General features: G+C 64.4%; 19 protein-coding genes and 1 pseudogene. 5 read left to right on the top strand and 15 right to left on the bottom strand.

The annotated features are described in order from the left end of the window. Window positions 1-23 precede the first annotated feature (23 nt). From J2W36_RS06145 to lexA, 8 genes are all read right to left on the bottom strand, one after another. Window positions 24-1,295 (bottom strand): acyl-CoA dehydrogenase family protein, encoded by a 1,272-nt coding sequence (locus J2W36_RS06145; RefSeq protein WP_307688793.1) that lies wholly within the window; start codon window positions 1,293-1,295, stop codon window positions 24-26. Window positions 1,296-1,325: 30 nt separating this feature from the next. After that, window positions 1,326-2,414 carry a phosphotransferase gene (locus J2W36_RS06140; protein ID WP_307688792.1) on the bottom strand — a complete coding sequence of 363 codons (1,089 nt, stop codon included), beginning with the start codon at window positions 2,412-2,414 and terminating at the stop codon, window positions 1,326-1,328. 28 nt (window positions 2,415-2,442) lie between these two features. Next, on the bottom strand, window positions 2,443-3,162 hold the full coding sequence (locus J2W36_RS06135; RefSeq protein ID WP_307688791.1) for a Crp/Fnr family transcriptional regulator: 720 nt from the start codon (window positions 3,160-3,162) through the stop codon (window positions 2,443-2,445). Between the two features lie 57 nt (window positions 3,163-3,219). Further along, a complete protein-coding gene (locus tag J2W36_RS06130) occupies window positions 3,220-3,999 on the bottom strand; it encodes an oxepin-CoA hydrolase, alternative type (RefSeq protein WP_307688833.1) in 780 nt (259 codons plus the stop codon). A gap of 22 nt (window positions 4,000-4,021) precedes the next feature. Beyond that, on the bottom strand, window positions 4,022-5,542 hold the full coding sequence (locus J2W36_RS06125) for a 3-hydroxyacyl-CoA dehydrogenase (protein WP_307688790.1): 1,521 nt from the start codon (window positions 5,540-5,542) through the stop codon (window positions 4,022-4,024). 46 nt (window positions 5,543-5,588) lie between these two features. Next, complete coding sequence (locus J2W36_RS06120; RefSeq protein ID WP_307688789.1) at window positions 5,589-6,596, bottom strand: D-2-hydroxyacid dehydrogenase family protein; 1,008 nt, start codon at window positions 6,594-6,596, stop codon at window positions 5,589-5,591. 90 nt (window positions 6,597-6,686) lie between these two features. Beyond that, window positions 6,687-7,037 carry a hypothetical protein gene (locus J2W36_RS06115; RefSeq protein WP_307688788.1) on the bottom strand — a complete coding sequence of 117 codons (351 nt, stop codon included), beginning with the start codon at window positions 7,035-7,037 and terminating at the stop codon, window positions 6,687-6,689. A 112-nt stretch (window positions 7,038-7,149) separates the two neighbouring features. Beyond that, window positions 7,150-7,824 carry a transcriptional repressor LexA gene (gene lexA / locus J2W36_RS06110; RefSeq protein WP_307688787.1) on the bottom strand — a complete coding sequence of 225 codons (675 nt, stop codon included), beginning with the start codon at window positions 7,822-7,824 and terminating at the stop codon, window positions 7,150-7,152. Window positions 7,825-7,896: 72 nt separating this feature from the next. Between lexA and J2W36_RS06105 the strand changes: the two genes are divergently transcribed. Then, window positions 7,897-8,910 (top strand): asparaginase, encoded by a 1,014-nt coding sequence (locus tag J2W36_RS06105; protein ID WP_307688786.1) that lies wholly within the window; start codon window positions 7,897-7,899, stop codon window positions 8,908-8,910. Window positions 8,911-9,005: 95 nt separating this feature from the next. Here the strand turns inward: J2W36_RS06105 and adk are convergent, their stop codons facing one another. From adk to lpxK, 4 genes and pseudogenes are all read right to left on the bottom strand, one after another. Beyond that, on the bottom strand, window positions 9,006-9,662 hold the full coding sequence (adk, locus tag J2W36_RS06100) for an adenylate kinase (RefSeq protein WP_307688785.1): 657 nt from the start codon (window positions 9,660-9,662) through the stop codon (window positions 9,006-9,008). Window positions 9,663-9,788: 126 nt separating this feature from the next. Beyond that, window positions 9,789-10,553, bottom strand: a complete 765-nt coding sequence (kdsB, locus tag J2W36_RS06095) for a 3-deoxy-manno-octulosonate cytidylyltransferase (RefSeq protein WP_307688784.1) — start codon at window positions 10,551-10,553, stop codon at window positions 9,789-9,791. After that, the gene (locus J2W36_RS06090; protein WP_307688783.1) at window positions 10,550-10,732 is read right to left on the bottom strand and encodes a Trm112 family protein; all 183 of its coding nucleotides are present in this window, start codon (window positions 10,730-10,732) and stop codon (window positions 10,550-10,552) included. The genes kdsB and J2W36_RS06090 overlap by 4 nt, the downstream gene beginning before the upstream one ends. Beyond that, window positions 10,713-11,724: pseudogene (gene lpxK, locus J2W36_RS06085) on the bottom strand (tetraacyldisaccharide 4'-kinase); the annotation flags it as partial. The pseudogene lpxK and the gene J2W36_RS06090, both read right to left, overlap by 20 nt. Before the next feature lie 335 nt (window positions 11,725-12,059). On the opposite strand from lpxK, the gene xseA reads away from it, so the two are divergent. Beyond that, window positions 12,060-13,424, top strand: a complete 1,365-nt coding sequence (gene xseA / locus J2W36_RS06080) for an exodeoxyribonuclease VII large subunit (RefSeq protein ID WP_307688781.1) — start codon at window positions 12,060-12,062, stop codon at window positions 13,422-13,424. 48 nt (window positions 13,425-13,472) lie between these two features. After that, window positions 13,473-14,054: a superoxide dismutase gene (locus tag J2W36_RS06075; RefSeq protein ID WP_307688780.1), complete on the top strand. Its 582-nt coding sequence runs from the start codon at window positions 13,473-13,475 to the stop codon at window positions 14,052-14,054. Window positions 14,055-14,156: 102 nt separating this feature from the next. Here the strand turns inward: J2W36_RS06075 and J2W36_RS06070 are convergent, their stop codons facing one another. From J2W36_RS06070 to J2W36_RS06060, 3 genes are all read right to left on the bottom strand, one after another. After that, a complete protein-coding gene (locus tag J2W36_RS06070; RefSeq protein ID WP_307688779.1) occupies window positions 14,157-14,621 on the bottom strand; it encodes a DUF192 domain-containing protein in 465 nt (154 codons plus the stop codon). Between the two features lie 82 nt (window positions 14,622-14,703). Further along, on the bottom strand, window positions 14,704-14,904 hold the full coding sequence (locus tag J2W36_RS06065) for a hypothetical protein (RefSeq protein WP_307688778.1): 201 nt from the start codon (window positions 14,902-14,904) through the stop codon (window positions 14,704-14,706). A 152-nt stretch (window positions 14,905-15,056) separates the two neighbouring features. Beyond that, window positions 15,057-15,380 carry a cell envelope biogenesis protein TolA gene (locus J2W36_RS06060; RefSeq protein ID WP_307688777.1) on the bottom strand — a complete coding sequence of 108 codons (324 nt, stop codon included), beginning with the start codon at window positions 15,378-15,380 and terminating at the stop codon, window positions 15,057-15,059. Window positions 15,381-15,569: 189 nt separating this feature from the next. Here J2W36_RS06060 and icd point away from each other — a divergent pair, with 189 nt between their 5' ends. Beyond that, entirely contained in the window at window positions 15,570-16,829 is a 1,260-nt protein-coding gene (gene icd, locus J2W36_RS06055) for an NADP-dependent isocitrate dehydrogenase (protein ID WP_307688776.1), read from the top strand. Window positions 16,830-17,039: 210 nt separating this feature from the next. Next, on the top strand, window positions 17,040-17,399 hold the full coding sequence (gene clpS / locus J2W36_RS06050) for an ATP-dependent Clp protease adapter ClpS (RefSeq protein WP_307688775.1): 360 nt from the start codon (window positions 17,040-17,042) through the stop codon (window positions 17,397-17,399). Window positions 17,400-17,402 lie beyond the last annotated feature (3 nt).

The raw sequence follows: 17,402 nt of genomic DNA, 5'->3' as shown, positions 1-17,402 counted from the left end.
TCAGGGTCCGTTTCAGAAACGCGTCAAAAACGCGTGACAGGCGGCTCGATATCGACCTTGTCGACCGCGTAGCGGCCCAGCTCCCACTTGGCGATGGCGTTGCGGTGCACCTCGTCGGGGCCGTCCGCGAAACGCAGCGTGCGTGCATGCGCATAGGCAAAGGCCAGCGGGAAGTCGTCGCACATGCCGCCGCCGCCGTGCACCTGCATCGCCCAGTCGATCACCTGGCAAGCCATGCTGGGCGCGACCACCTTGATCATCGCGATTTCGTTCTTGGCAACCTTGTTGCCGGCCACGTCCATCAGCCATGCCGCCTTGAGCGTGAGCAGCCGTGCCATGTCGATCTTGCAGCGCGCCTCGGCGATGCGCTCCTGCGTGACGGTTTGCGACGCCACGGTCTTGCCGAAGGCCACGCGCGAGGAGGCGCGCTTGCACATCAGTTCGAGGGCGCGCTCGGCCAGGCCGATCAGGCGCATGCAATGGTGGATGCGTCCCGGGCCAAGGCGGCCCTGGGCGATTTCGAAGCCCCGGCCTTCACCCAGCAGCATGTTGTCGACCGGCACCCTCACGTTCTCGAAGAACATCTCGACGTGGCCGTGTGGTGCGTCGTCGTAGCCCATCACGTTGAGCGGCCGCACGATGCGGATGCCCTTGGCGTCGGCTGGCACGATGATCATGCTCTGCTGCGAATGGCGCGGGGCATCCGGGTTGCTCTTGCCCATGGTGATGAAAACAGCGCAGCGCGGGTCGGCGGCGCCTGAGATCCACCACTTGCGGCCGTTGATGACGTACTCGTCGCCTTCGCGCTCGATGCGGGTCGATACGTTGGTTGCATCGCTCGACGCCACGTCGGGCTCGGTCATGGCGAAGGCAGAACGGATCTCACCCTCGAGCAGCGGCTTGAGCCAGCGCGCCTTGATCTGTTCCGAGCCGTAGCGGGCAATGGTCTCCATGTTGCCGGTGTCGGGCGCCGAGCAGTTGAACACCTCGCTGGCCCATGGCACGCGGCCCATGATTTCGGCCAGCGGAGCGTACTCCTGGTTGGTCAGGCCCGCGCCCTCATAGCCCGACGCGGAGGCGCTGTCGACCGGCAGGAACAGGTTCCACAGGCCGTCGGCCTTGGCCTTCACCTTCAGCTTTTCGATGGTCTGCAGCGGCGTCCAGCGCTTGCCGGCGGCGGTGTTGGCCGCGAGTTCGGCGGTGCAGGCCGCCTCGTTCGGGTAGATGTGTTCGTCCATGAAGGCGCTGACGCGCGCCTGCAGCGCCTTGGTTTTTTCCGAGTATTCAAAGTCCATCTTCTGTCTCCTAGGGGGTGTTGAGAGCGGTCATGCCTTTTGGGCAAACTGCCAGGCCATCTCAGCCATGGGGCGCGCGCCGCGGCCTGAGGCCACGGCTTGCTCGCTCGAAGCCGTGCCGGCCTCGACCCGCTTGGCGATGCCTTGCAGAATGGCGGCCATGCGGAACAGGTTGTAGGCCTGGTAGAAGTTCCAGTCGGGCACCAGCGCCTCGGGCGTGGTGAGCCCGGTGCGTTCGCAGTACCTGCGGATGTATTCGCTCTCGGTGGGAATGCCCAGGCTCTTGTGGTCCAGACCGCCGATGCCACGGAACGTTGCGCCCGAGATGTGCCACGACATGCAGTGGTAGCTGAAATCGGCCAACGGGTGGCCGAGCGTCGACAGTTCCCAGTCGAGGACGGCAATCGCGCGCGGCTCGGTGGCGTGGAACATGAGGTTGTCGAGCCGAAAGTCGCCGTGCACGATGGAGACCATCTTCTCGTCGCGCGCGCTTTGCGGCATGTGCGCCGGCAACCATTCCATCAGCTTGTCCATCTCGGCAATGGGCTGCGTGATGGAGGCCACGTATTGCTTGCTCCAGCGGCCGATCTGGCGCTCGAAGTAGTTGCCGGGCTTGCCATAGTCGGCCAGACCACGCTCGGCGAACTTCACGGTGTGCAGCGCCGCGATGACGCGGTTCATCTCGTCGTAGATGGCCATGCGCTCGGCATTGCTCATGCCGGGCAGGGCCTGGTCCCATAGCACGCGGCCCTGCATGAACTCCATCACGTAGAACGCGCGGCCGATGACGGCCTCGTCCTCGCACAGGCAGTGCATGCGCGGCACGGGGACGTCGGTGCCGGCAAGCCCGCTCATGACCTTGAATTCGCGTTCCACGGCATGGGCCGAGGGCAGCAGCTTGGCCACCGGTCCCGGCTTGGCACGCATCACGTAGCTCTGGCCGGGCGTGATGAGCTTGTAGGTCGGGTTCGACTGCCCGCCCTTGAACATCTCGACCGTCAGCGGACCCTGGAAGCCGTCGAGGTTCTTTTCGAGCCAGGTGGACAGGGCCTCAACGTCGAATGCATGCTGCTGAGAGACGGCACGTGTGCCAATGAAGTTGCTGAAGTCCTGGGTCATGTCCTTGAAGGTCCGAAAAGGGTCGTCGTTATTCTTCCGCCTCCGAGACGCGCATGAGGGCAGCACGGTCGAGCACTACCAGCCCGCCTTGCTCGATGCGGATCACGTTCTCGCGCTCCATCGTCTTGAGCTCCTGGTTCACCCGCTGACGCGAGGCGCCGAGCAGTTGCGCCAGCTCTTCCTGCGCCAGATGCAGCCCGATGCGCATCTGGCTGCCATCGACCAGGCTGGGCACGCCATAGCTGCGCACCAGATGCACCAGTTGCTTGGCCAGTCGCGCGCGCAAGGGCAGGGTGTTGAGGTCCTCGACCAGACCGAACAGCGTACGAATGCGCCGCGCCTGCAGCCGCATCAGCGCCTCGTAGAGTTCCACATGCAGGGCGAGGATCTTCTGGAAGTCGGCGCGTGCCACGTTCAGCGTGGTCGTTTCGCCATGCGCGTAGGCATCGTGCGTGCGCCGGTCCCCGTCGAACATCGCGACGTCGCCGAACCAGATGCCGGGCTCCACGTAGGTCAGCGTCACCTGCTTGCCGGAGACGGCCGTGGAGCTCACGCGCACGGCGCCCTTGGCGCAGGCGATCCACTGCTCGGGCGGATCGCCACGTGCTGCGAGCAGATCGCCGTCCTTGTAGCGTTTGACGTAGGCACATCGGAGAATGTCGTGGCGCAGAGAGGGTGAAAGAGAAGCGAACCAGCGACCGCTATTGATCGCTTCGCGTTCTTCGATGGTAAGAATGGGGTCGTCCATGGGTCTGTCCTGTCGGCGACTGAAAGGCGGGGAGTTGTCGCCGGAGCGACGCGCGCACTAATCGTAGTGCGGCGGCTGCTTGGCGAGAAAAGCGGCAATGCCGATGCCGGCATTGGGATGATGCAGGTTGCGAACGAAGTGATCGCGCTCCTGCGCCAGGTGGTCACCGAGCGTGGCGCCACGCGCCTCGCTCAGCAGTTCCTTGATGCTGGCCAGTGCATTGGGCGCACGGCCGCCCAGCCGCGCGGCCAGCGCCATGGCCGCCGACAGCGCCTGGCCGTTGTCGGTGAGCTCGTTCACGAGGCCCAGCGCGTGCAGGCGTGGCGCGGCGATGCGCTCGCCGCCCATGAGCCATTCGCTCGCGAGCTGGCGAGGCAGGGCCTGTGCCAGATGCCAGCTCAGGCCGCCGTCGGGCGTCAGGGCCACATTGCTGTACGACGCAGCGAACACCGCGTCGCGGGCCGACACGATGAAATCGCAAGCCAGGGCGAGTGAGAAGCCGGCGCCGGCGGCCGCACCTTCGACCGCGGCGATCACGGGCTTGGAACAACTGCGGATCGTGTCGATCCAGTTGTGCAGGCCCTCGATGCTCTCGGCCTGCACCGCAGGCGGCTGCGCACGGTTGGCCTGCAGGCGTTGCAGCGAACCACCGGCGCAGAACCAGGCGCCTTCGCCCACGATCACGACCGCACGCACCTCGCTGCTGTCGTCCGCACCGTTGAGGGCCTCCACGGCTGCTGCGTACATGTCAGGGCCGAGCGCGTTGCGCTGCGAGGGATTCGAAAGCGTCAGCACCAACGTGCTGCCTTCGGTCGTGCTCTTGATTTCTGCGGTCATGCTGCGGCGCTTGTCTTTCGGGTCATTCTTCTTCATGCATCAGGCTCAGGCCCAATGCGCCGCGGCGACGCAACCACGGGCTCGGGCGATAGCGCGGATCGCCGTACACCGTCTGCAGGTTGAACAGCACTTCGAGCATGTTGGTCGGCCCGTACAGATCGCCCATGGCCAGCGGCCCCTGCGGATAGCCCAGGCCGAGCCGCACGGCGGTTTCCAGGTCGACCGGCGAACACACGCGCTGCTGGCACATGTCCGCAGCGATGTTGACAATGGTGCCCACCACCCGTTGCGTGACGAAGCCGCCGCTGTCGCGGATGACGCTGACCGCCTTGCCGTCGCGAGCGAAGAGGGCGTGCGCGGTGTCGCGCATGTCCAGACGCGTGGCCGGGTTGGTCGCGATCACCCGGCGCTTGGTGGCTGCGTCGTCGATCATCATGTCGATACCGACGGTGCGCGTGGCGTCCAGGCGCTCGACAGCGGCAACGGTCGTCACGTCAAAGCCCAGCGGCGCCACCACGATCAGCGCAGCGGCGGACGGCGTGGCGCCCGTCTCCAGTTGCGCACCCAGCGAATGCACGAGCCGCAGCACATCGGGTCGACGCGCCGCACGCGGCGACACCCAGACCGATTGCGGCAGATCGAGCGTTGGCGCGGCAGGCTCGGGCGTGACCTGCGCCACACCGTCGACGTAGCGGTAGAAGCCTTCCCCGGTCTTGCGACCGAGCGCGCCGGCCGCCAGGCGCTGGGCCGTGATCACGCTCGGGCGAAAGCGCGGCTCTTCGTAGTATTGGCGGTAGATCGACTCCATCACCGGATGGGACACGTCCAGTGCAGTGAGGTCCATCAGCTCGAAGGGGCCGAGCCTAAAGCCGGCCTGGTCCTTCAGGATACGGTCGATGGTCGCGAAATCGGTCACGCCTTCGCCGACGATGCGCAGCGCCTCGGTGCCGAAGCCCCTGCCGGCATGGTTGACGATGAAGCCCGGCGTGTCCTGTGCCTGCACCGCGCTGTGGCCCATCTGTTTGGCGTAAGCCGACAGCCGCGCACAGACGTCCGTACTGGTCTTGAAGCCCGCAACCACCTCGACCACCTTCATGAGTGGCACGGGATTGAAGAAGTGAAAGCCCGCCATGCGCTGGGGATGCTGCAGGCCGGCGGCGATGGCCGTGACCGACAGGGACGATGTATTGGTCGCCAGCGTGGCGCTCGCAGCGACCACAGTTTCCAGCTCCTTGAACAAGGCGCGCTTGACTTCCAGGTCTTCGATGACCGCCTCGATCACCAGGTCGCAGGAGGCCAGGTCCTGGATCGATCCCACGGCCTGCACGCGGGCGACGAGCGCGTCGCGGTGCGCTTCGTCGAACTTGCCTTTCTCATGGAGCTTTTGCCACTGCGCGGCAAGCGCCTCACGCCCGCGTTCGGCAGCGCCGGCAAAGCTGTCGAGGAGCAGTACGTCGCTGCCGGCTTGCGCAGCGATCTGCGCAATGCCTCGGCCCATGGCGCCGGCGCCGATCACGGCGATTCTGGAATAGGTCACGGTCATTGGATGAATGTCTCTCTCTATCTCGTTGGAATGGATTGCGTCCGGGTCAGCGCCTGACTTGGAGTGCGCCCGGGTTCACGATGTTGGTCGGGTTGCCCTTGACGAAGCTCACGACGTTGTCGAAAGCCTGGCCGAAGTACATCTCGTAGCTGTCCTGTTCGACATAGCCGATGTGCGGCGTGCAGATGCAGTTCTCCAGGCGCAGCAGGGCATGGCCTTGCAGCGGCGGTTCGCTCTCGAACACGTCGATCGCCGCCATGCCCGGGCGACCGCGGTTGAGCGCAGCCAGCAATGCATCGGATTCGACCAGCTCGGCACGCGACGTGTTCACGAAGAGGGCGGTCGGCTTCATGCGCGAGAGGTCTTCGAGCGTCACGATGCCACGGGTGTCGTCGTTCAGGCGCAGGTGCACCGTCAGTACGTCGGTCGTCGCGAAGAACTCTTCGCGGCTGGATGCAACCTGCAGTCCGTCCGAGCGCGCTCGGTTGCGGCTTTCTTCGCGCCCCCAGATCACCACCTGCATGCCGAAGGCCTGTCCGTAGCGCGCGACCAGCTGGCCGATACGGCCGTAACCCCAGATGCCGAGCGTCTTGCCCTTGAGCACCGACCCCAACCCGAAGTTGGGCGGCATCGATGCCGACTTCAATCCCGATTGCTGCCACGCGCCATGCTTGAGGTTGCTGATGTACTGCGGCAATCGCCGCATGGCCGACATGATCAGCGCCCACGTCAGCTCTGCCGGCGCCAGCGGGGAACCGGTGCCCTCGGCCACTGCAACGCCCTGCGCCGTACACGCATTGACATCGATGTGGCCGCCGACGCGCCCGGTCTGGGAAATCAATTTGAGCCGCGGTAGTTTTTCGACCAGCTGGCGGGTGATCTGCGTGCGCTCACGGATCAGCACGATCACGTCGGCGTCCTTGAGCCGCACAGACAGCTGTCCGATGCCTTTGACGGTGTTGGTGTACACCTTGGCCGTATAGGCATCGAGTTTGGATGCGCAGCGCAACTTGCGCACAGCGTCCTGATAGTCGTCGAGGATCACGATGTTCATGGCGTGTCATTGTGCCTTGCACCCTGAGCGCCCTACATCGCCGACTGCGCATTTCGGCCTTGCAACCCGGAAATTGGCCGGGCCTGCCGCTCAGTGAAGGCGTGCCGCCTGAGCCGCTTCGAGTGCGGCCAGCCGATCGAGCTCGGCACAGACATCGGCGATGCGCCCTGAAATGACCACGCGACCCGAACGGTGACCAGCCTGGTGCGCCTCGACGCGTACCACCCGCAGCGGGCGCGCCAACGTGCTGCCCGACGTTGACCCGGTGGCGTCCGTGCGCAAGGGCGATCCCGGGGCCGATTCAGGCGGCGGGCATGCCAGGCCACCCGCTGCGGCACGGTGAACGCTCGATGAATGACCGCGTCGTGCCGGCATGAAACGGCTGGCCAGCGACTGCAGCGGCATCAGCAGGTCGACGATGGTGAGGATGGCGATTCCCATGTGAACTCCAGAAGTGAGGTTGGACACAGGCAGGATTGCTTTCCAAACGGGCTGCAACAGGGTGATGGCCCTTGCCATACGCCCGCCACCTGTCGCGCCCTCGAACCGATGCCTACATCAGCATCGTGTTGCGTATGAGGCCGACGGCCAGGCCTTCGATTTCAAAGGGTTCCCCAGGCTGCACCACGATGGTCGGGTAGTCGGGGTTCTCGGCATGCAGCTCGATGGCATCCTTGGTTCGCTTGAGGCGCTTGACCGTGACTTCGTCGCCCAGCCGTGCCACCACAATCTGGCCATTGCGCGCTTCCTTGGCCGACTGCACGGCGAGCAGGTCGCCGTCCATGATGCCGGCATCGCGCATGGACATGCCGCGCACCTTCAAGAGATAGTCGGGCTGGTGCTGGAACAGCGTGCTTTCCAGGTAGTAGGTCTGGTCGACATGCTCTTGCGCCAGAATGGGCGAACCGGCTGCCACCCGGCCGACCAGCGGCAGGGCCAGTTGCGCCATGCCAGGCAGCGACAACGAGAACTGGTTGTTGCGCGATTCGTTGAGCGAGCGCAGCGCATCACCCTTGAGACGGATGCCACGCGATGTGCCGCTGAGCAGCTCAATGGCACCCTTGCGGGCCAGTGCCTGCAGGTGCTCTTCGGCCGCATTGGCCGACTTGAACCCGAGCTCGGTCGCGATCTCGGCACGCGTGGGCGGCGCCCCGGTGCGTGCGATGGTGGCGCGGATCAGATCGAGAATTTGCTGCTGACGGGCGGTAAGCTTGACTGCAAACTGCATGGGAACTCCTTGCGGTACTGTCTGGATATCCAGTATCTGTATTTTTAACCAGTTCCACCAACTTTGCAAGCAATGGTCACAACAACCGATCCTTCCTGCGCCACGACGCGTCGCATCATCGTCCTGGGGACCGGGGGCACCATCGCCGGCCGTGCGTCTGCGCCCGGCGACAACATCGGGTACACCGCCGCCGAGGTCGATGTGTCCGACCTGCTGCAAGGCATCGACGCACCGCCCGGGGTGACGCTGTTCGCCGAACAGGTCGCTCAACTCGACAGCAAGGACATGGGTTTCGCTGTCTGGCAAGCACTGGCGCAGCGCTGCTCCCATTGGCTGGTGCAGGCGGATGTCGCGGGCATCGTGATCACGCACGGCACTGACACGCTGGAAGAAACGGCCTATTTCCTGCAGGCTGTGCTCGCACCGGCCAAGCCAGTGGTCTTGACCTGTGCCATGCGCCCGGCGACCGCGCTGGCCCCGGATGGGCCTCAGAACGTGCGCGACGCGATCTGCCTGGCCGCCACAGCGGGCGCGCGCGGCGTCACTGCGCTGTGTGCCGGGACCGTACACAGCGCACTGGACGTGCAGAAAGTCCATACGTACCGGCTCGACGCCTTCGCGTCCGGCGATGCAGGCCCGGTCGGCTACATGGAAGAGGGCACGTTGCGTGCGTTGCGCGACTGGCCATCGACACCGCAAGAGCAAGCTGGCGCTGCGGGCGCGCTGGCGGCCGTGATCGCTCAGGACCCGACGAGATGGCCGAGGGTGGAGATCGTGACGAGCCATGCCGGCGCTGGCGGTGGACTGGTCGACGCCTTGCTGCGCGAGCGCGCGACAGGCGAAGCGCGTGCCGTGCAGGGTGTGGTACTGGCCGCGACAGGCAACGGCACTTTGCACGAGGCGCTGGAAGCCGCAGCCTCGCGCGCCGAAGCGGCGGGTGTTGCCGTGCTGCGCGCGACCCGATGCACGCAAGGGCGCATCCTGCCCACGCCGCATGCCAACCTGCGCGACGCGGGTGCGCTGTCGCCGGTCAAGGCACGCATCGCGCTGATGCTCGAATTGCTGGTGCAAGCAGCGCCGCGTTGATTCAGGAGCGGACCGCGCGGCCAGTTGCTCCACAACGTCAAAGGGCCGCCTCAGCGACCCTTTTCTGCATGATTAGCGGTGCCGCCGAATGCGACTCAGCTGGCGAGTGCGGCAAGCGCGCGTTGCGTGATCTCGTCGACCGTGCCAACGCCCAGGATCGCGCGGTACTTGGGCGCCGCTTCGGGCTCGGTCTTCGCCCACTGGGAGTAGTAGTCGACCAGCGGACGGGTCTGCTGGCTGTACACCTCCAAGCGCTTGCGAACGGTCTCTTCCTTGTCGTCCTCGCGCTGGATCAGGTCTTCACCGGTCTCGTCGTCCTTGCCCTCGACCTTCGGCGGATTGAACTTGACATGATAGATGCGGCCCGACGCAGGATGCGAGCGGCGGCCGCTCATGCGTTCGATGATGTCGGCAAAGGGCACGTCGATTTCGAGCACGTAGTCGAGCTTGACGTCAGCCGCGCGCATTGCGTCAGCCTGGGGAATGGTGCGGGGGAAGCCGTCGAAAAGGAATCCGTTGGCGCAATCGGCCAACGCGATGCGCTCTTTCACAAGATTGATGATCAGGTCGTCGCTCACGAGCGCGCCCGCAGCCATCACGGCCTGAGCTTCCCGGCCCAGCGGTGTGCCTGCCTTGACCGCAGCGCGCAGCATGTCGCCTGTCGATATCTGCGGAATGCCGTACTTCTTGCAGATGAATGCGGCTTGCGTGCCCTTGCCCGCCCCAGGGGCCCCCAACAAAATCAGTCTCATGATGTCCTCGGACGTTTCTTAGATTTCTTTGTCACGCCATATGCTGGCCTGTGAAGGCCCCGGAATTGGCGGAATTGATTCGAGGATAGCACGCGCCCTCGCCGAAGAGAGACGCGCGGACGACGCTCAGCCCTGTGCGATGAGCCCGCGGACGCGCATCAGGTCATCGGGCGTGTCCACGCCGGGGCCAGGCGCATGGGCGCTGACATGCACGGCAATGCGATGACCATGCCACAGCGCCCTCAGTTGCTCCAATGCCTCGGTGGCCTCGATCGGCGCGGGCGGCAGCAAGGGGAAGCGCTTCACGAAGCCGGCGCGATAGCCGTAAATACCGATGTGGCGAAGGGGTGCGGGCGAACTGGGCACGCGCGTTGGGCCGGCGGCGGCAAAGGCATCGCGCCACCACGGGATCGGTGCGCGGCTGAAATAGAGCGCATTGCCGTTCGTGTCGAGCACAGCCTTCACTACATTTGGATTGAGAAATTCCTCGAGCGAATCGATGGCATGGGCCGCCGTGCTCATGGACGCGTCGGGATGCGCGCGCAGGGTTTCGGCGACCGCATCGATCAGCGAAGGGGCAATCAGCGGCTCGTCGCCCTGCACGTTCACGACGATCGCATCGTCGGGCAGGCCGAGTTGTTCGCAGGCTTCGGCCAAGCGGTCGCTGCCGCTCGGGTGGTCCTGGCGGGTCAGCAATGCGGCGATGCCATGGGCCTGGCAGGCGTCGACGATGCGCATGTCATCGGCCGCCACCACCACGCGCCCCGCACTGGAGGACAGTGCGCGACGGGCCACACGCACCACCATCGGCTCGCCGCCGATGTCGGCCAGCGGTTTGTCAGGCAGACGCGTGGACGCCAGCCGTGCAGGAATCAGGACGGTGAAGCTCAAAGTCCGAGCTCTTCGTCGGTCAGGGTGCGGGCTTCGTTTTCCAGCAGCACGGGGATGCCGTCGCGCACCGGGTAGGCCAGTCGCGCGCTGCGCGAGACGAGTTCCTGCTTTTCCGCATTCCAGGTCAGGGGGCCCTTGGTGACGGGGCAAACGAGCAGTTCAAGCAGCTTGGTGTCCATGGGTCGATGATAGCTTTGCATCGAGCGCCGAGAAGAACGCGGGCTCGGGCGTGAAGACCAGCGGCACGGCCAGTGCGTCAGGTACCCGCCGCCACAATTTGACCGCGTCTTTTTCCGTACATACCAGCACGGCATCGGTAGCCGACACAGGGCGCGTCCATTGCGTGAGGTCGTGGTGATCGGGCAGCGCGATGGTGTCCGCCAGCGTCAGCCCGCGTGCGCGCAGCATGTCGAAGAACGCCTCGGGCCTGGCGATGGCAGCGAGCGCGACCAGTGGGCGATTGCTCAACTGGGAGAGTGGCACCTGGGTGCCGTCGCTGCGCAGCGCGTGGTCGGCCAGCGCGCGCTGCGAAGTGAAGCCGGCGAAGGCTGGCTGTGATCCCGTGTGCAGCACGAGGTCGCAGGTCCGCGGCCAGTGCTCGCGCAAGGGGCCTGCAGGCAGGAGAAAGCCGTTGCCTGTGCCCCGGTCATCGAACACGCAGATCTCGATGTCACGCCCCAGCGCCAGATGCTGCAGGCCGTCATCGCTCACGATGACGTCGGTGGTGGGGTGCGCTGCGCGCAGGGTCCGGGCGGCTTCCACCCGGCGCGCCGCGACGAACAACGGCGCGCCGGTCGCCTGGCGGATCAGCGCCGGCTCGTCGCCGACCGCAGCCGGGTCGCTGTCGGCCCGCACTTCGCAGCACCCCGTGCCCGTACGCCCATAGCCGCGCGAGACGACGCCGACATGGAGGCCGCGAGACTGGAGGTGGCGCACGACAGCCATCACCACAGGGGTCTTTCCGGCACCGCCCGCAACCACATTGCCGACCACGATCACCGGCACGCCGATGCGTTCGGTCGACTGCCAGCCGCGACGGTAAGAAAGGCGGCGCAAGGCGGCCAGCGCGCCGTAAAGCAGCGACAGCGGCCACAACACGCGCGCCCGCCAACCGCGTGTGAGCCACGCTTGTTGCAGGCTCAAGAGGAGCACGCCTGCCCGGCGACGGTGCGTCGAGCCACTATGATGGAAAACAAGGAAACCTCCGCCCCGAGAGCTGCCAATGCGGGGCGATTATCTCTCTCGACTTGCACTGTCGTGCACCCCGGTCCTGTAGGCACCGACGCACAGAAACTGTGGATAACTTTGTGAGTAACCGCGTTGGGAACGCACTGGAAGCCACGCCCGACGGGGCTTTCATTGGAACGATCGAATTTTGAGCACCTATTTATCATTTGAAATCAATGAGTTGCACCACAAAACGTGCCTCTTTCACGCGTCCTGCCCGGTGCCTGGAGACAGCGTGCACCGCTGTGGACGAGTTGTGACACATTTGTGGCGTCTGGCATGAGCACGCGCGCGTTTTCCTCGATGCCCGGGCCTCGCGTGTGGGCGGTGGGTGCCCTTTGCCATGCGGTGGCCGATGCGCTGGAAGCGCGCTTCAACCCAGTCACCGTGGCTGGCGAGATTTCGGGCTTTTCACGGGCATCGAGCGGGCACTGCTACTTCTCGCTCAAGGATGACACCGGCCAACTGCGCAGCGCCATGTTCCGTCGGGCGGCCAGCCTGCTTGACTTCACGCCGCGCGACGGCGATCAGGTCGAAGTGCGCGGTCGTCTGGCCGTGTACGAGCCGCGCGGCGACTTGCAACTCATTGTCGAAAGCCTGCGCCGGGCGGGGCAGGGAGCGCTGTTCGAGCAATTTCTCCAGCGCAAGGCGAAGCTCGAAGCCGAAGGGCTGTTCGATGTGCAACGCAAGCGCGAACTGCCGGTCATGCCGCGCGCGATCGGGCTGGTCACGTCGCTGGGCGCAGCCGCATTGCACGATGTGGTGACCGCACTGCGGCGCCGCGCGCCGCACATCCCCGTCGTGCTGGCGCCCGCTGCAGTGCAGGGCGCCGGGGCACCGGGTGAACTGGTGCAGGCCCTGCGGGCGCTGTATGCGCTGGGCCGCACCGACGGCGCCTTGGAAACGCCTGTCGATGTGATTTTGCTGGTGCGCGGTGGCGGCTCGATCGAGGACCTCTGGGCCTTCAATGACGAAACGCTGGCGCGCACCATCGTGCAAAGTCCCGTGCCGGTGGTCAGTGGCGTGGGCCACGAAACCGACTTCACCATTGCCGATTTCTGCGCCGATCTGCGCGCGCCCACGCCCACCGCTGCGGCTGAACTCGTGTCAGCCACGCGCGAGCTCTGGCTCGGCGCGCTCGATCTGATCGGACAGCGACTCGACGACGCCCTGGGCCACCGCATCGACCAGCTGAGCCAGCGCCTGGACCTCGCCGCCGGCCGGCTGGGCCGCCCTTCCTCGATGGTTGGTCGCCAGCAGATGCGGCTGGCGCACCATGCCCAACGCCTGCGCTACGGTATGCGCGCGCGGCTCGAGCGGGCAGTGCGCGCGCAGTCGGAGTTGGCCGTCGCCTTGCCTGCTGCGCTCGAACGGGACAGCGCGCGGCGTGCTGACCGGCTCGACCGCGTCGAATCGCGACTGCGCCTGCTCGACCCGGCGCTGGTGCTGCAGCGCGGCTACGCGTGGCTGACCGACCCCCAAGGGCGGGCGATCACCCAGGCCGCGGCACTTCGCCCCGGCGACCGCGTGGTGGCACGGCTGGCCGACGGCGCCGCGGCGCTGACGGTGGACGCGGCCGCCACGCCGTCACGCAAGGCCCGCTCCGCGCCCACGCCACGTGTTCGTCCGACACAGGGCGAATGATTTTTTTCTAGAATGATCCGTTCGACCAACCAACCCGCGAGAAAAAAGATGGAACACGTTCTGCCACCCCTGCCTTACGCAATGGACGCCCTGGCGCCCGAGTATTCGAAGGAAACGCTCGAATACCACTACGGCAAGCACCACAATGCCTACGTCGTGAACCTGAACAACCTCCAGAAGGGCACTGAGTTCGAGAGCATGACGCTCGAAGAAATCGTCAAGAAGTCGAGCGGCGGCGTGTACAACAACTCCGCACAGATCTGGAACCACACCTTTTTCTGGAACTGCATGAAGCCGCAAGGCGGCGGCGCTCCGAGTGGCGCACTGGCCAAGGCCATCGAAACCAAGTGGGGAAGCTATGACGCTTTCAAGGAAGCCTTCGTGAAGTCGGCCGTCGGCAATTTCGGTTCCGGCTGGACCTGGCTCGTGAAGAAGGCCGATGGCTCGGTCGATATCGTCAACACCGGTGCGGCCGGTACGCCCCTGACCACCGAAGACAAGGCCCTGCTGACCGTCGACGTCTGGGAGCATGCCTACTACATCGACTACCGCAACCTGCGCCCCAAGTTCGTGGAGACCTTCCTGGCCAAGCTGGTGAACTGGGAATTCGCGGAAAAGAACTTCGCTTGACCCGTTGATTTATCTGAACGCGCGCGGCCACGGCTGCGCGCGTTCAGGCAAAAAAGCCGACCCTTGAGATCGGCTTTTTTCGTTCTGGAGCGCGCTTTCGGCTCACTTCGAACCGAACGGGGCTCCGACGAGCTTGAAGCCCTTCTTGATGCTCTTCTTGGCAAACCAGCCCTGGTTCATCTCCAGCACGAAACGCACCGGTTCTTCAGAGCAGTGGGAGTCGAGCGTCTGCGGCTTCATGTCGACCAGGTTGACGATACGGCCGTCGTCCGCCACGAACGCAGCGGTCAGCGGCAGCACCGTGTTCTTCATCCAGAAGCACTGCGTCGAAGGCTGCCGGAACATGAACAACATGCCTTCTTGCTGGGGCATCTCCTGGCGGAACATCAGGCCGATCTCCTGTTCCTGAGGCGTGACCGCCACCTGCGCATCGATGTTGTACATGCCGGCGTGCAGTTCCACCCGTTGCAGGTTCATTTGCGGTTGCGGCTGGGACCAGGCGGCATGTAAAGGCGCGAGGAAGGCTGCGGCTGCGAGCAGCACCGAGGAAAGAGGGCGAGCGAACATAGGGACCTCAAAGGAATGACCAAATCAAAAATGCCCGCGGAGAGCGGGCATCGTTCCAACACCGCGGTGGAGCTTACATCGCTCAGACCGCGTGTGCCTTATGCACGGCGCGCTTGGCGGTGTGCTTGACATGGACCTTGTGGACGGCCTTCTTCTTGGCGTGCTTGGGTGTGTGTTTCACGGCGTGCCTGGCTGCTGGTGCGTGCGCCGGTGCATGTGGCGTCTGGGCGAAGGAACCGACAGCGAAGAGGCCTGCAAAGAGGGCAGCGATGATTTTGTTCACGAGAGATCCTGTGTAGTCATTGGTTCTGGACACCCCCCGATGGAGGTTCTCCTACAACGGCGCAGCAGCAGCGCGGTTGACGGCATGTGCTTGTCGATCAGGCAAAAAAAAACGTCCCGAAGGACGTTTTTTTGACCCGGGGGCCGTCCGAATTACTTCGGCGTACCGCCTTGCACGGTCTTCTTCTTCACGCTGCCGTCCTTGTTCAGGTGACGGGCGTCACGCGTGGAAGCGCGCTTTTGGCCAGCCACAGCAGCCTTGTCGACGCCAACTGCGCCGCCTTCGGGCGTCTTGTTGATGTCGCCACCAGCAGCAGGAGCCACACCGGCCGGACGCGAAGCCACCTTGGCTTCGGCCTTGTCGACAGCCTTGCCGCTGGGCAGTGCGCCTTGTTCCGGGGTCTTGCCCGTGGGGTTCTGGGCGTAGGCGCCAGCTGCGAACAGGCCTGCGATCATGACTGCGAGAACTTTGTTCATACGATTTCCTCTGTGGACAAATTGATTTAAAGCGCCTCCCGGCCAGCAGAAGGTCTGCAAACAACGAAGCCGGCATGGCTGCGGTTGACAGAACTTCGGGCTCCTCCGGTTGCGTCTAAAATTCTACGGCTATTCCGTCGGTCTAATTTACGTTGAACCGCCGACTGTCACCTCGGAGCCACATTGCACATGTCCAGCTATCAGCACATCGCGGTCCCCTCAGAAGGCCAGAAGATCACCGTCAAGGCCGATGGCACGCTGAACGTTCCTGATCAACCCGTCATTCCATTCATCGAGGGCGATGGCACCGGTGCCGACATCACGCCGGTGATGATCAAGGTGGTCGACGCAGCGGTGGCCAAGGCTTACGAAGGCAAGAAGAAAATCCATTGGATGGAAGTCTTCGCGGGCGAGAAAGCCACTCGCATCTACGGCCCCGATGTGTGGTTGCCCGAAGAAACGCTGGCGGTGGTGCGCGAGTATCTTGTGTCGATCAAGGGTCCGCTGACGACCCCCATCGGCGGCGGCATCCGGTCGTTGAATGTGGCACTGCGCCAGGAACTCGACCTTTATGTTTGCTTGCGGCCCATCCGCTACTTCAAGGGCGTGCCGTCACCGGTCAAGGAGCCGGAAAAGACCAACATGGTGATCTTCCGGGAAAATTCGGAAGACATCTACGCTGGCATCGAATTCGAAGCCGAAAGCGAAAAAGCCAAAAAACTCATCCGATTTCTGCAGGAAGAATTCGGCATCAAGAAAATCCGGTTTCCCAATACGTCGGGCATCGGCATCAAGCCGGTCTCGCGTGAAGGCACCGAACGGCTCGTGCGCAAAGCGATCCAGTACGCCATCGACAACGAGAAGCCTTCGGTCACGATCGTGCACAAGGGCAACATCATGAAGTTCACCGAGGGCGCGTTTCGGGACTGGGCTTACGGTCTGGCCGCCAAGGAATTCGGCGCGGAGCTGATCGACGGTGGTCCCTGGATGCGGGTGAAGAGCCCCAAAACCGGCAAGGACATTACCATCAAGGACAGCATCGCCGACGCGTTCCTCCAGCAGATCCTGCTGCGTCCGGCGGAGTATTCGGTGGTGGCCACGCTCAACCTGAATGGCGACTACGTGTCCGATGCGCTGGCGGCCCAGGTGGGCGGGATCGGCATTGCGCCGGGCGCGAATATCAGTGACACGGTGGCGATGTTCGAGGCCACGCACGGCACGGCGCCCAAGTATGCCGGCAAGGATTATGTGAATCCCGGCTCCGAGATTCTGTCTGCCGAGATGATGCTGCGCCACATGGGCTGGACTGAAGCGGCCGACCTGATCATCAGCGCGATCGAGAAGTCGATCGTCAGCAAGAAGGTGACTTATGACTTCGCCCGCATGATGGACGGTGCGACGCAGGTGAGCTGCTCGGGCTTCGGCCAAGTGATGATCGACAACATGTGACATCGACGGTCGGTCGGTCCGCTGGAAGCCAAGCCCTGATGTCCGTACCGCGCGGCCACAGGGCTTTTTTCTTGCTTTCGTACCCATCTGGGCAAGGTGAAGGGTGGGTACCTTCGTATTCGCTCGCTCCCACCCCTTGATTTGTCCGTAATATGACACCAACTCCTCAGGCATCGGCAAGGCGCTGGGCTCCTCGATAGAATGAAATTCATGGCAACCCGAATCCCCTCCACCCCGAAGACGCCACCGGCAACCAAGCCGCGGCGCGACGATGGTGACGCGGTCGTCCTGGAGCGGCGCCCCCAGAAAACGGCCCCCCCGCAGATGTACCAGGTCGTCATGCTCAATGACGACTACACGCCCATGGAGTTTGTCGTGGTGGTGATCCAGGAGTTCTTCAACAAGGACCGGGAAAGCGCCACCCAGATCATGCTCAAGATCCATCTCGACGGCCGCGGCGTATGCGGCGTTTACTCCCGCGACATGGCTGCGACCAAGGTCAACCAGGTGATGGAAGCGGCGCACCAGGCTGGTCATCCGCTCCAATGCGTCAGTGAACCGGTTGAATAAACC

The organism is Variovorax ginsengisoli (assembly GCF_030811835.1).
Classification (GTDB): Bacteria; Pseudomonadota; Gammaproteobacteria; order Burkholderiales; family Burkholderiaceae_C; genus Variovorax; species Variovorax ginsengisoli_C.
Note: the sequence above shows the minus strand (reverse complement) of the source record. Positions and strands in the feature narration are given on the sequence as shown.